Annotated in this window: 9 protein-coding genes and 1 pseudogene; all 10 read left to right on the plus strand. The window is 53.4% G+C overall.

What is annotated here, in order from left to right; translation table 11 throughout:
* A pseudogene (locus IEX98_RS19075) lies at positions 1-1,054 on the plus strand (hypothetical protein); the annotation flags it as partial.
* A gap of 33 nt (positions 1,055-1,087) precedes the next feature.
* Positions 1,088-1,714, plus strand: coding sequence for a CIS tube protein (locus IEX98_RS19080; RefSeq protein WP_042163912.1), 627 nt, complete (start codon positions 1,088-1,090; stop codon positions 1,712-1,714).
* A gap of 6 nt (positions 1,715-1,720) precedes the next feature.
* On the plus strand, positions 1,721-2,809 hold the full coding sequence (locus IEX98_RS19085) for a phage late control D family protein (RefSeq protein WP_188890777.1): 1,089 nt from the start codon (positions 1,721-1,723) through the stop codon (positions 2,807-2,809).
* A complete protein-coding gene (locus IEX98_RS19090) occupies positions 2,806-3,546 on the plus strand; it encodes a phage baseplate assembly protein V (protein ID WP_229692260.1) in 741 nt (246 codons plus the stop codon). Before IEX98_RS19085 ends, IEX98_RS19090 begins: the two co-directional genes overlap by 4 nt.
* 23 nt (positions 3,547-3,569) lie before the next feature.
* The gene (locus IEX98_RS19095) at positions 3,570-3,971 is read left to right on the plus strand and encodes a GPW/gp25 family protein (protein ID WP_188890778.1); all 402 of its coding nucleotides are present in this window, start codon (positions 3,570-3,572) and stop codon (positions 3,969-3,971) included.
* A 17-nt stretch (positions 3,972-3,988) separates the two neighbouring features.
* Positions 3,989-7,081 (plus strand): baseplate J/gp47 family protein, encoded by a 3,093-nt coding sequence (locus IEX98_RS19100; RefSeq protein ID WP_188890779.1) that lies wholly within the window; start codon positions 3,989-3,991, stop codon positions 7,079-7,081.
* A gap of 21 nt (positions 7,082-7,102) precedes the next feature.
* A complete protein-coding gene (locus tag IEX98_RS19105) occupies positions 7,103-9,364 on the plus strand; it encodes a putative baseplate assembly protein (protein ID WP_188890780.1) in 2,262 nt (753 codons plus the stop codon).
* A 202-nt stretch (positions 9,365-9,566) separates the two neighbouring features.
* Positions 9,567-11,522 (plus strand): phage tail protein, encoded by a 1,956-nt coding sequence (locus tag IEX98_RS19110; protein WP_188890781.1) that lies wholly within the window; start codon positions 9,567-9,569, stop codon positions 11,520-11,522.
* Positions 11,523-11,567: 45 nt separating this feature from the next.
* Complete coding sequence (locus IEX98_RS19115; RefSeq protein WP_188890782.1) at positions 11,568-13,229, plus strand: hypothetical protein; 1,662 nt, start codon at positions 11,568-11,570, stop codon at positions 13,227-13,229.
* A 331-nt stretch (positions 13,230-13,560) separates the two neighbouring features.
* Positions 13,561-14,307: a hypothetical protein gene (locus tag IEX98_RS19120; RefSeq protein ID WP_188890783.1), complete on the plus strand. Its 747-nt coding sequence runs from the start codon at positions 13,561-13,563 to the stop codon at positions 14,305-14,307.
* The last annotated feature ends 149 nt before the right edge of the window (positions 14,308-14,456 follow it).

A 14,456-nucleotide genomic window follows, 5' to 3' on the forward strand; every position in this document is an offset into this window, starting at 1 on the left:
TGCGACAGCACGAGCGAATGAAGCAGCGCAGCCGCAGAAGGCGGCGGAGCAGGTACATGCGAAGCCGAGCGGAGTGAGGCAAGCGGAGGCAGTTGAAGGCGAGCGGGCGAAAGCCGGGCAAGCGGGAACTGGTGAGCGAGCCGGCGCGACAGCGCGAGCGAATGCAGCGGAGCCGCAGAAGGCGGCGGAGCAGGTACATGCGAAGCCGAGCGGAGTGAGGCAAGCGAGGGCAATTGCAGGCGAGCGGGCGAAAGCCGCGCAAGCGGGAACTGGTGAGCGAGACGGCGCGACAGCGCGAGCGAATGAAGCAGCGGAGCCGCAGAAGGGGGCGGAGCAGGTACATGCGAAGCCGAGCGGAGTGAGGCAAGCGAAGGCAGTTGAAGGCGAGCGGGCGAAAGCCGGGCAAGCGGGAACTGGTGAGCGAGCCGGCGCGACAGCGCGAGCGAATGCAGCAGCGGAGCCGCAGAAGGCGGCGGAGCAGGTACATGCGAAGCCGAGCGGAGTGAGGCAAGCGAGGGCAATTGAAGGCGAGCGGGCGAAAGCCGGGCAAGCAGGTGCGGGTGAGCGAGCCGGCGCGACAGCGCGAGCGAATGCAGCAGCGGAGCCGCAGAAGGCGGCGGAGCAGGTACATGCGAAGCCGAGCGGAGTGAGGCAAGCGAGGGCAGTTGAAGGCGAGCGGGCGCAAGCCGCGCAGCCGCTGCATACCTTCGTACTTAAGCGTCATAACGTGAGGGGCAATGTGACTGCGACGAGTGGACCAACTGGACAAGACAACAGCCAGCCAGCCAATCCTATGTTGAGTTATGCAGGTACTGGTTCATCCGCCTCCCCAGCAGGGGGGCCCATGCCGGCGCTGGCCCACCCGAAAGCGAAGACGACGGCGAAGGAGCCGGAGCGAATTGTACAAGTAGATGCGCCGAAGGAGCTAGATCCGGAAAAGCTGCAAAAGATCATCATGCAGATGCCGCAGCTTAACCCGGAGGCGATAGCTGACAAGGTGTATCTGGCACTGGAACGAAAAATGAAGCTGGAGCAACGAAGACGCGGCATCTGAGCGTCAAGGATCGGATGCAGGGAGGCTTAAAAAATGGCATTAAGCAAAGCGAAAATCATTATTTATCGGAGCAAGGGGCAAGAGACGATAGAAGTGATGTTCAACCCGTCGGAGTACGCGCTTGAGACGAGCAACCAGTTCGCCGATTCGGAAATCCCGGGCTTGCAGACGCCTCTCGCCCATTATACAGGCGGCAGTGAATCCAAGCTTACTATGGATCTGTTTTTCGATACATACGAGAGCGGCGAAGACGTTCGCAAGCATACGTTGAAAATTTTGACCGCCATGGAAATCGATTCGGATCTTCACGCTCCGCCGGAAGTCCGCTTTATATGGGGATCGCTTGATTTCAAAGGCAATTTGGAGTCGGCATCCCAAAGGTATACGATGTTTCTGGAGTCGGGCGTACCTGTAAGGGCGACGCTTGGCGTATCGTTTACAAGCACGCAAACGATGATGGAGCAATTCCAGGAAATACCCCGGCAATCAGCCGACCGGACGAAACAAAAAACGGTCAAGCAAGGCGATCAATTATGGATGCTTGCGGCTGACGAGTACGAGGATCCTGCCGCTTGGAGGCATATTGCCGAAGCGAATGGCATCGATAATCCGCGGGATTTAACGGCTGGAAGAAAATTGACGATACCGAGATTGGAGTAAGCGCTAATGGCACCGTCCCAGACGAGCGGCTTCGCATCATTGGAAACGAAATACAAGCATTTTGTCGCGCCGGAAATGGAGCTGCTTATTGACGGAGAGTCGGACAAGCTCGCCCAGATGGCAGTGGAATGGGTGGAAGTCGACCTATCGACAGAGACTCACGCCGATATGGCGAAATTCTCTATCGTGAACGGATTCAGCATCAGCGAAACTAAGTTTAATTGGGTTGAAGATACGATCCAAGTCGGTAAAACTCTCCAGGTTAAGCTAGGCTACGCCGATAAAAAAGGGCTGTTGTTTGACGGGCTTATTACGGGGTATACGCTGGATTATTCATCCAATAGCGCGCCGAAAATTATCGTAACGGGAATGGACCGGTCATTTCTGTTGATGCGCTCCTCTCATTCCAAGGGCTGGTCCAAGATGAAGGACAGCGATGTTGTCAGGCAAATTGCTGGAGACTATGGACTGACAGCCGAAATCGATGATACGACGATTACCCGTGAACGAATCGAACAGGCAGGCGTTAGCGACTATCATTTTATCCGCTCGCTTGCAGTCGACAATGACCGGCAGTTTTATGTGGAAGGCTCTAAGCTCTACTTTGTTAAGCCGAAGCTTGGGCAGCCTGTTGTACAGTTGAAATACGGACAAAGCCTGCTCGGCTTTGCGCTTCAGATCGATGCATCGGGTCAGATGGCGGAAGTAAAGGTCCGGGGCTATGACGTGGACAAAAAAACACATGTGGAAGCGACGGCCAAATCGGTGACCGCCATGCCTTCAAAATCGACAACGGGTCCAAGTCTCGCTAACAAGCTTTCATCCAAAAAGGTGGAGATCGTCTACTCGCAAGCTGCCTCGCAGGCGGAGGCGCAGCTTCTGGCCACCTCGATGCTGGAGAGGAAAGCAAGGGAGCTTGTGACGGGATACGGGTCAAGCATCGGGCTGCCGGAGATCAAGCCGGGCAAAATGATTCAGATCGACGGTCTCGGCACCGGATTGAATCAAACGCTTCGGATTACGAGAGCAACGCATCGTCTGGATGCGGATAACGGTTATACGACGTCATTTGAAGCAGAGGGGAATGCGATATGAGCATGATGTTCTCGGGCTTGTTCGATCAGCATGGGCAGCATGCCCGCTCGATGGTTCCCGATCAGCTGTCCGGCGTCTGGAACGCGATTGTAACGGCAAACAACGATCCCGACAAGCTGGGCAGAGTAAAGGTGAAATTTCCGCTGCGTGAAGGAGAATTGCAGACCGACTGGATACGTGTCGCTACGATGATGGGCGGATCGTCGCGAGGCACGCTTTTTATCCCCGAGGTCAATGATGAGGTGCTCGTCGCTTTTCTGATGGGCAGAATCGATTCTCCCATCGTCATCGGGTCGTTATGGAATAAGGTGGACAAGCCTCCAACCCCGCATGAGAAAAACGATATTCGGCAAATCAAGACCCGGAGCGGGCATGAAATTACGTTCCAGGATACGGACAATGACGGGAAAATTACGATTAAAACGAATAAAGGACATCAGATCGAGCTGGAAGAGAAGTCGAATTCCATCACAGTGGAGACGAAGGATAAGGCACAGTCAATCGTGATGACGGGCGGCTCCTCGGGAACGGTCACAGTGAAGGCGGGCGGGACAGCTAAAATTGTCATGAGCAATCAGGGCGATGTAACGATCGAAGGGACGAAATCCACAACGATCAAAGGACCAAAAATCGAGGTGGACGCGCAAGCCTCGCTGACGCTTCAATCCGGCGGCATGCTGGAAATGAAAGCGAACGGGATGGTATCGATCAAAGGCTCGATCGTGAAAATCAACTAATTTTGGGAAGAGGGCGGTCGGGCATGTCGGCTTCGTTTTTAGGAAAGGGATGGAAGTTTCCCGTGCAGGTCGATGCGACGACCGGCCGGATTCGAATGGCGGAGGGCGAAGAGGATATCGCAGAGTCGATTCGTATTATTTTACGCACCTCCAAGGGGGAACGGCTTATGCGGCCTAATTTTGGCAGCGGGCTCAAGGAGTTCGTTTTCGGCACGACAGACGATACATCGATGAGGTTGCTGGCTACGGATGTGGAAGCCTCAATCCGCGGCTGGGAGCCTCGCGTGAAGGATATCGAGGTGGAGGCAAGCCTGGACCCCGTGCATTCCGGCAGAGTTTTGCTGAAAGTCTCGTATGTGGTGCGGTCAACGAACAATTTATTTAATCAGGTGTATCCTTTTTATTTAGAGGAAGGCAGTAACTGACGGGAGCGAATGTGGCGATGAAGCATGGGGGAAAATCGGGTGATTTCAATCGTCCGCCCAAAATAAATCCAAATAGCAGTTCTACCTTCATTTCCAGGTTGAAGGAGATGGTTCCGCATTATACGCCGGAATGGCGGTTTTCCGAAGACGATCCGGATCCTGGAACGGGTCTGGCCTATTTGGCCGGCGAAATGCTTCAGGATACGGTGCAGCGGCTGAATCAGGCGCCGATTAATCATTTTTTATCCTTTCTAGACTTCATTCAGGTCAAGCTGCAGCCGCCCCGTCCTGCTCGTGCGAACGTTGTGTTTGCGTTAAGTGAAGGAGCGGTTGATCCGGTTCATCTGCCGGCTGGCATTTCGCTGACAGCTGTCCATCCAGACGGCGGCGAGCCGCTCATCTTCGAGACGGAGCGTGCTTTGGCGGCAACCCCCGCTAAAATCATGGAATGGATCAACGTTCATCCTGAAAGGGATCGGATTGCTGTGGCTGCTTCGAATTATGCAGAGCTTTTATCTTCAGGTATTGCTGCTCCAGTCAGGCTGTTTGATACCGATCATTATCAGAATGAGCAGGAGCATGTCCTCTACATACGTCATGACGAGCTGCTGCTAGCTGACCGGCCAAGCCGCATTTATGTGCATGTCGAGCATAGCGCCAAACGCTATACGGAACCGGAGCTGGCAGCCTCGCTAGCATCGCGGGCAGTAGAGTGGACATATCCGGTAAATGGAGAATGGAAAGCGTTCGATTCGGTCACAGCCGCCGGAAATATGATCATTTTACATAAAGCGCAGCCAGGCATGATTGAACTGACGGAGCATCAGCAAATCATCGGCAGATGGATTCGCTGTACGCTTAAGCCGCTGCCGAACACCGCTTCGCCGCTGTTAAACGCAAATCTGGAGCTGGATCGCGTCCGTATGCGTGCAGCTCATGACGCGCAAGGCGATTTGCAAGGCATTTTGCCCACTGTGCTGTACTACAACGATATGGAATTAATTCCGGAAGGCTTTTTTCCGTTTGGCGAGCATTTTATTCCTTATTCCGTTTTTTATATGGCCAGCGAGGAGACGTTTACGAAAAAAGCAGGACGAGTACGGCTAAGCTTCCACGCCAAAGCGATTCCTAGCGTTCTCAGGACAGCCCCCGATCCGGAAGTGAAATGGAAAATGGTGATGCGGACCTCCGAGTTTGAGGAAAAGGATCCGCCTCGAGTTCGTATTCGCAAGGTGCAATGGGAGTACTGGGACGGCGGCAATTGGGCGATGCTGCCGGGAAGCGAGCGATACACCCAGTTGTTCGAGGAGCTGCCGGAGGAGCAAGCTCGTGTTTTTACACTGGAGTTTACTTGTCCGGAGAATATGACGCAAACGTTCGTTAACGGCAAATACGACTATTGGGTACGTGCCCGTGTCTTGCAGGTCGATCCGATAATCGCCGCTGTTGTGGAGTATATGCCGCCATGGCTGTCCGGACCGTCGCTTTCCTATGCGCAGGGTTCGCAGACATTGCTGCTGCCAGATCTCGCTTATACGAGAAGCAATGCCGACGATCGCGACCGTACTGCGTCCGTGCGGCAAGGCGGTGCGCCGTTTCGGTTGTTTGAGCCGATTCCTTGCCCGCAGCCGGCTGTTTATGTATCCTTTGACCTTGCTCCGGTGAAAGGCCCGCTGGGTATGTACGTTGGATTGGAGCGTCGTTTTGCGGCAGGAGGCGAGCCGCCTTGGATCGAGTGGGAAGCGCTGTGCTATGAGCATGGAAGGGAAATATGGATGCCGATTAAGCTGAATGACGGAACGAATGCTTTTACGATCAGCGGTCATCTGAATTGGGCGGGTCCGACGAATATGGCGAGGGTTCGCTTGTTCGGCAAAGAGCGCTATTGGCTGAGGGCTGTGAATCGGGATTATCAAATTAGCAATTCGACCAGCGGATATCCAATTGCCGGCAGCGTTCATCTCAATGCAGTAACGGTTCGCCAGCAAGTAAGCCAGGAGCGGGAGCTAACCGTTGCGGCAAACGGCTTTGCGCAGCTGACACCGGGTGCTTTTATTGAAGAGGAAGTATGGGTGGACGAACAGGAACGGTTTACTGAATACGAACGGGAAGCATTATTGCAGCAACCAGAACTGTATACCGCAAAGCGGGATGGAGAAGGCAAGCTGCAGAGGTTTTGGGCAAAGTGGTCACAGGTGACCTCGTTGGCAGAATCAGGACCGGATGACCGGCACTATACGGTTGATTATGCAGGAGGCTCGATTCAATTCGGAGACGGTGTTCACGGTATGCTGCCTTCGCTCGACAATACCGACCTGGTTCGCATCCGCTTTAAAACGACGGAAGGTGTCCGGGGCAATGTTCCGGCAGGACACATTACGGGAATGCAGCTTCCGTTTGCTTTCATTAGCGCGGTATCGAATCCGGAGCCATCCATGGGAGGCGGAGATACCGAGCGGGTCGAGCAGGCAATGGCTAGAGGACCTCAGCGTCTCAAGCATCGTGGCAGAGCGGTCACCTCTAAGGATGTGGAATGGCTGGCAAGAGAAGCTTTCCCGCAAATTGCGAAAGTAAAATGCTTGTCTAACCGCAATGGCTTGCTGGAGAAGTCTCCAGGTTCTTTAGCGGTTGTCGCATTTCCAGCCGGGGGCTTGAATGATGCAGCCCAGTTCCCGGAGCTTAGACAGACGGTTGAACGGGAATTAAGGCGTCAAGCGTCCAGCCTTGTATCACTAGGGGGAGCCATTCGCGTCGTCGAGCCGGCATATATGGAGATCTCTGTCCATGCAACAATTGCTGTGCAGACCATTGATGAGATTTTGCCTGCAGAGGCGGAGTGCGTGTCCAAGCTAAATGCATTTTTAGATCCGATTAACGGCAATGCCGGCGGCAACGGCTGGAATATTGGGGAGCTGCTCCATGCATCGGTCCTTCATTCTCTGCTGCATTCCGTTCGTTCTTTACTGTACATTGAGAGGCTTTACATTCATGTGGCGAGAATTGAAAACGGCAGCCGGATCGAATGGGACCCGGGAAAAATGAGCGAGGTTGCGCACGGTATTGTAGTGAACGGAGTTCATGCCATAACAGCTGTTCCAGCACCGAATTAATGAACGGAAGGAGGAAATCGCATGCTGCCTAAGCTGCCCTTGGACGATCGTACCTATGCGGATATCGTAGACCAGTCGCGTCGTATGATTCCGAAGCGCGTACCGGAATGGACGGATGAGAATGCTCATGATCCGGGCATTACGTTTCTGGAGCTGTTTGCATGGCTTACCGAAATGCAGCGTTATTATATAAGCAGAGTACCGGACAAAAGCCGCATTAAGTTTTTGGATTTGCTTGGTGTCTCGCCCCGTGATGCGGCCGCTGCAGTTGCTGAGATTTGTTTTGACGGCATTTCGCGAAAAACGGTCATTCCGCGTGGCACAAAGCTGCTGGCCGAGGATCAAATATTCGAGACCGTCCGGGCGTTAAGCCTTGTACCGCTCAAGCTGGACCGGATCATTAGCCGCACGGAGCTTGAGGCCAATGACGTAACAGCATCCAACGAACAACGGAATGTAGCATTTTATCCGTTCGGCAAGGAGGCTGTGGAAGGCTCAAGAATGTATGTTTCGTTTGACCGGGATCTGGAACCGTCTGAGCTTGTTACATTCAGCGTCAAGTTAAGCGGCAGCAAGTCCGCCGGCATGGAGGATGAAGAATCTTCGGCGTCTAGGATTGAACCGCTGGATTTAGCGGGGATAACGCCGTCAGCCAAGCTCTCGTGGAAAGCGTACGTGCTGGATGAACAGAACGGTACGGCAGGCTGGTTGCCGCTGGAGGTTGTCGAGGACCGAACACTTCATTTGACGGTAAGCGGTCAAATTACGTTTCGCAATAAAGCGAGAATGCTGCCGATTACCGTCCATCCGGCCAATGACCGGTTCCGGTATTGGATCTGCTGCACGATCGAAGAAGGCGGCTATGAGCTGCCGCCGCGAATTGCCGGCTTAAGGCTCCATACCGTAAATGCGGTGCAAAAGGACACGCTCTGTGAAAGCATACCGGTTCAGATTCCGATATGCGAAGCGGAAATCCGGGTGTCCAGTTATTTGGCGCTGCATGGTCATATTCATCTGCAAGTACAGCGGGAGAATGGCGGTTGGATCTATGTCGATCCTATCCAAGCCTCTTCGAACGATAGGATCACCTATCGTGTCTTAAAAGATTTGGAGGCCGGCGAAGCAGTCATTCATCTTATAGCAGGTGAGGGCGTTCAACAATTGGAATCGGAAACGTCCATTCGTGTAATCGCAAGCGCACCGGGCTTCGAAGCGCACCGCTATATCGGAAGGAGCAACGGTTTGCCCGGCCAGCAATTTGAACTGTACGAGCTTCCATGCGTGCGGAAGGATGCCATTGCTCTCCAGGTCGCTGTTGTAGACGAGGACGGAATGACGGTCTGGCAGGATTGGACAAGGGTCGACGATTTCGACCGCTCCAAGCCGGAAGACCGCCATTATCTGTACGATCCGGTGAAGAGGCTCATTATCTTCGGCAACAATGAGCAAGGTGCCATTCCTTCGCTTAGTTTGGAGGACAATATTGCCCTGATCGGCTGTGAGCTTGGCGGAGGAGAGCGCGGCAACGTGAAGCCGGGGCTTTTATCGGAATGGGTTCATGAGGAGCACAGGCCGGCCGGCGTATTCGTCTCGAATCCTGATTATGCGGCCGGCGGCCGTGAGGCAGAGCAGCTGCAGGAGACGCTCCAGCGGGCGCAGTCTGAGCTGAAGAAGACGTTTCGCGCCGTTACCGATGAAGACTACGAGACGATTGTTAAGGCTACGCCCGGCGTCGATGTGGCAAGGGTGCATGCCATTCCGTTGTTCAAGCCGGGTCTGGCCGAGTATCCGCGCGAGAAGGCACAGGGGCAGGTATCGGTCGTAGTGGTTCCCAATAGCTTCAGCCGGACGCCCCAGCCTAGCGGAGGTTTTTTACAAACGGTGAAACGGCATCTGGACAGCCGAAGGCTTGTTACGGCGGAGGTACATGTGATTCCACCGGTATATATCAAAGTAACGGTGCATGCTGTCGTTGTGGTCGAACCGCAATTTATAGACGAAGGGGATGCGATCGCTGCAGCGCTTCGCGAACTGCTGAGGCCGCTTGACGGAACCGGCGAGGGAGCCGGGAAGGGCTGGGCGTTTGGCAGGCCGGTCTACAAAGGGGATATCTACAATGCCCTGAGCGGCCGGAATGGCGTCGTTTTCATCCAGGATTTATGGCTGGATGCTGACGGGGCGCATGTGAAGAAAAGCAAAGGCGGGGACATCATTTTGCCGCCGCATGGCTTGATTTATTCCGGTGAGCATGAGATTGAGCTCGTAAGCCGGCTGCATTTATAGACAAAGACAGGGGCTGGAAAACAAGTCATGAGCCGGCCAGGTAAGGGAGGGAAAGAGCCTGAACGGAGAACGATTTTTTTCGCTCAATCGCGAAGAGGACTGGCAGCGCGCCGCGACCTTCAATCTAGAGTGGAACCGGTCCGGATTCGGAATATGCCGCGACAATAAGTATGGTATTCATGCTGTGCTGCAGTTGGAGGAATTGAACGGTACTGCACGTGTGAAGGAGCTGGCTCTCGGTCAGCATGACCGTCTGTACATGCTGGATGAGCGGGCTGATCTATGGATTTACGACCGTCGCAATCTGGAACATAAGCGATTGTTCTCGCAAGGCCATGGCCTGTTCACGGCGAATGCCCGAATTGCCGCGGCCGGTGAGCTGCTTTTCATAGCAGATTCGGACAGTGATCGAACGCTGTCCTGCTACAATGCCGGAAATGGTCAGACGCTGTGGTCCCGGACGGGCACGGTTGACGGCTTGCCGCTAATACCGCTCGCTGTCATTGCTGATGACAGCAGCCTTTATGTGCTGACGCCGCTTGAAGTGGATGACGGAGGCGATGAGCCTGCTGTTCCGGAGGGCGGCAAGCTGGGCATTATGCAATTCTCGCTATCCGGCGCGCTGATCGCCACATGGAGCGACCCTGCGTTTAATCAGCGAATTCGCGCAAAGCTGCGGCATTTGCATCGTACTTATTTTTTATCCGTATCACCAAATCGGGGCTTATACATATTCGACACGCTATTTGCCAAGCTGTTTTCATTCCGGCATGACGGAAAGCTTGATGTTCGGCTGGAGTTTCCTCGAATGCCCTATGCGGGGCTTTGCTTGGATACGAGAGATGTACTGTACATCGGCGATTCCCGTGAGATCGATCGCGAAAGCGAGGATGACCGCTTCATTATACAAGCCAAATCCGACGGTGATCTCATCGGACGGATTACGGGCTTTCGCGGCAAGGCAGATCAGCTGCTGATCGACAGCAAAGACCGGATGTATATTTTGAACAGCGAGGATTCCACCGTCACGATCCTCAATTTACAGCCGCAGACACTCGTCATGGAACAGACGGGGGTGCCGGAAGGCGTATGGTTCTCTCGTGCTTTCGATAGTACGGAGATTGATACGATCTGGCATAAAATGACGCTTGATGCCTTCATTCCCGAAGGTACGCAGCTTCGCGTCTCTTATTTCAGCTTGAACGAGGATAGCTGTATTCTGAACGGGGCTTATGCCAAGGTTGATGATTGGCTCTCCGACCCGAGCCGTTCCTACCGCGAAAGGCTGAATGCGCTGGCGCATTTATGGTCGCGTCCCGTCATTAACCCGAAGGATGCGTTGTTCTTTGGCGCAAAGGGCCGGTATCTCTGGCTCAAAATCGAGTGGCTGGGTACGGAGCGGCATACACCTTCGCTTCAGCGGCTGCGGGTTCATTTTCCCCGCGAAACGTATTTATCCTATTTGCCAGCCGTCTACCAAGAGGATGAGGCAAGCAAAGATTTTCTGGAACGTTTTTTATCGCTATTCGGTACGTTGTTCACGGAGATCGAGGATGATATCGCGGAACTTCCGCAATATTTCGATGCAGAGCTGTCGAGCGGCGAGCATTTGCGCTGGCTTGCCTCCTGGATCGGGCTGGAGACGGATGATTACTGGACCGACGAGCAAGTGCTTGGATTTTTGAAAGAAGCTCCTGAGCTGTATAAGTATAGAGGCACGAGACTTGGCATCGAGAAATCAATTGAAACCTATACCGGACAGAAGCCGCTGCTGATCGAGCATTTTCAGACGAGGCCAATGCGGGACAACGCAGAGCTGAGGGAGCTGACGGACCGTCTGTACAGCAATGATCCCTATACGTTTACGGTACTGCTGCGACCTGAGCAAGCGCCTACAGAGAAGCAGCGGGTCGTGATTGAGCAATTGCTTGAAGAACAAAAGCCGGCGTATACGGAAGCGAAGCTTGTGCTGCTGCAGCCTTGGATGTATCTGGACCTGCATACGTATCTCGGCATCAATACCGTGCTTACGGAGCCGTCCTTGCTCACGCTTGGACCGGATCGGGCCATGCCGAACGATACGCTTATCGTCGATATGGGCATGGAACGGAGAATGGACGTATATACCCGTCTGGAAATGGATTCGGAGCTGGAATAAACGGCGTTGGTTGGCCAATAGGCAAATAAGAGGAGAGTGGCGGTAGTGAAGAAATCGAGGTTGTATCCGTTTGAGCGAAACCGGTACTTCTATGGCAAGCTGCTGACAGTGCGCGATTTTGAGTCGGAGCAGAAATATGTCAATGACAAAAGAAGGCTGCTTAATCGCCTGTTGTACGGGAGCGGCGTCGTATCCGGGATGCAGGTGGTACCGGTGGACGACAAAACCATCTCAGTTGAAATGGGTGTAGCGATCGATTATATCGGCCGCGAGATTGTTATTCCAGCCCCGGTGACGCTGAAGCTTTCGATGATTGAAGGATTTACGAACAATGAATACAAGAAGAACGTCTACCTTTGCGTCAACTACGATGAGAAGGGGAAAGAACCGGTTCATTCCGTCGGCAACTCGGCAGTCCGTTCGGATGAAGTGAGTGAATACAACCGGGTTCTAGAGTCGTACCGGCTTTCGATCGTAGAGGAGGCACCGGCTCCTTCATCCTTCGAATTTGTCCGTTTGATGGAAAATGTAGTGATCGTCTATCAGGACGACAACGTCCGCATTACACAGCGGATGCCGAAGTACGTCAATGCGGGCGAAGTGGCAGAAGTGCGGCTCGTTGTGGAGAAAACGCTGCAAACGCCGAGAATTGCTTTTGATTTTGAATATGAAGCCAAAGGTTTTATTCCGCTCGGACCGGAAGGCAATTCGGTATCGTTTAGAGAAGCCGGAGATGCCAATGAGACGGAATTTGTACTTGTGTACAATGTGAAGGCGCCGGAGGAGACTGGCGTTGCTGCGCTGCTGCGTATACCAAGCCAAAAGGCAAAGCTGACAATCGGCGATGAAATCATCCCAATTGATGCGAATGCATCGCATTCCATTGACGTTGTGAAGGAGCCGGTAGCGGAGCGGATTTTGAAGGACTGGCATGAACGGAGTCTGGAGCAGGCGGTAGAAGGCTCGGCGGATCAAAGCATTTGCTTGGCGAAAATCAGTCTCCTCCAGATGGGGCCGACTTATATGATTGAGAAGGTCGACCGGGTACCCTTTGGAGAGTATATCGAGAATGCTTCGCTGCTGCAGCGGTTGGGTCAGTCGTCACGCGGCGCTGCCCTGCATAAGTTTTTTGCAAGCGCGGAGGCTCATGATTTGGAGTATGATGCGAAGCCGGCGCTGGATGTCACGTATCATCCGGACCGCAATGCATTCGACTTTAAGCTGGGCATTCCCCGTCCACAGCCGCTGTATGACGAGATCGCAACGGGTACAATGGAAGTGGCGCTCGAGTCGATCGGCAAAACCGGAGGTTTCTTTTTCTCCCGCGGGAAGAAAAACTTCATCTCCAATGAGATTAGTCACGGATTGGGTGATGGCCAGGTAACGGTTGTTGTCGGGCTGGAGGAAAATGAATCATCCCTTGCCGCTGAACGCAACGGATCGGGTAAACGCGTCTATTATGGACAAAGCGATGTGTTTAAAGGAACTGAATTCGAGCCGGATATCCCGAATGTATCGCTGGGTTCGATCGTCTACCCGGAAAAGGGAACCTTCCGCATCGGCATGAAGCTGCAAGGCGAAACAGAAACGACCGCTTCTGTTATTGCGGTTCGCTGGTGGGCGTTCAAAAGCCTGTCCGGTGCTGCGCCGGCTATTGACAGCAGGCTGGCCGAAGCTATCGCGCAAGCGGCAGCCGGCCGGGAATAGCTTTTTGGGAGAAGGCTCTTTGTAGTTGATGTGCCCGGCGCGTCGCGTTGTTTATATAGTTGGAACTGGATTGTTTAGACGAAGAACGTCTTTTTGCCTGATGGCAGGAAGGCGTTTTTTGTTTTGTATGTTTAAAGGCCACAAGCTGCTCGGGCTTTGACGTAAATTTTGTTGGAACGAGCCATCCTTGAGCTCCCCGCTTTGTGAGGCGCTGCACTACTGGCGCGTGACTGAGCACTTCGTGCCGTAATGACACCGTGTGCCGGGAAACGTCCATGATAGAAAGCGGCGACAAATTAGTAAAATGTTAAGGGAAGAGAGGTTTTTGTGAATGAAGGCTGGAGATCGGAACTTGAAATGGGGAACGTCATCGGTATCAGCATCAGTATCGTTTGAACAAGCACATGAGGCTTTTTTGCTGGAGCATACGAATCGCAGACAGGGAGAACGGAAGGGAAGGCTTGTGAGAGGTCATCAATATGCGGAGAAGCTGCTGCTGCAAAATGTATGGTGGCCGCTTTTCGGCAGCTTTGAGAACCTTCATCCCGAGTATGAGGTGCTGGACTGGAACCGGAAATCCCAGTTTCTTGATTTTGCCTACATAACGCCTTTTGGCCAATTTGGGCTGGAGTGCGACGGTTATCAAAGTCACATTAAAGATATGGATCGAGAACGATTCAGCTATTCGTTGAACAGAGAAACTTTTCTTACCGGATTGGGGTGGAGGATGATTCATTTCTCGTTCGACGATGTGCAGAAACGCCCAGAAGTATGTCGGATGCTGCTGCAGCATGCTATTGGCCCTGCTTTCTTCTATAAAGATAATGCTGCAGGCGCTTCTGCCTCATCGGCCTCATCGCTGCGTATTGAAAGAGAGTTGCTGCAGGCAGCTTGGAGGTTTGGAGGGGTGATCCGTCCGAAGGAAGCTCGGGAGTATCTGGATGTTGATTTTCGTACGGCCCGTAAACATTTACAAGCCATGGTGGTGAAAGGATTGCTCCAACCGGTATCCGAAGGCAAGCAAATCCGGAGCTACGAGGTTAAGCCCGGGGCACTGGAACAGCTGCTGCTGCGATAGCGATAGTTAATCTTCATAAACGGGGTACCCACGTTGGAAAAATCCAACGTAGACGAGAGAAATGGAGCGGAAATGGGCTCTACGTTGGAAAAATCCAACGTAGACGAGAGAAATGGTGCGGAGATGGGCTCTACGTTGGAAAAATCCAA

It is taken from the genome of Paenibacillus radicis (ex Gao et al. 2016) (genome assembly GCF_014641555.1).
GTDB lineage: Bacteria > Bacillota > Bacilli > Paenibacillales > Paenibacillaceae > Pristimantibacillus > Pristimantibacillus radicis.

Coding starts and splice junctions, on each gene's coding strand:
- IEX98_RS19080 (WP_042163912.1), top strand. CDS start 1,088: ATGGCATTAAGCAAAGCGAAAATCATTATTTATCGGAGCAAGGGGCAA.
- IEX98_RS19085 (WP_188890777.1), top strand. CDS start 1,721: ATGGCACCGTCCCAGACGAGCGGCTTCGCATCATTGGAAACGAAATAC.
- IEX98_RS19090 (WP_229692260.1), top strand. CDS start 2,806: ATGAGCATGATGTTCTCGGGCTTGTTCGATCAGCATGGGCAGCATGCC.
- IEX98_RS19095 (WP_188890778.1), top strand. CDS start 3,570: ATGTCGGCTTCGTTTTTAGGAAAGGGATGGAAGTTTCCCGTGCAGGTC.
- IEX98_RS19100 (WP_188890779.1), top strand. CDS start 3,989: ATGAAGCATGGGGGAAAATCGGGTGATTTCAATCGTCCGCCCAAAATA.
- IEX98_RS19105 (WP_188890780.1), top strand. CDS start 7,103: ATGCTGCCTAAGCTGCCCTTGGACGATCGTACCTATGCGGATATCGTA.
- IEX98_RS19120 (WP_188890783.1), top strand. CDS start 13,561: ATGAAGGCTGGAGATCGGAACTTGAAATGGGGAACGTCATCGGTATCA.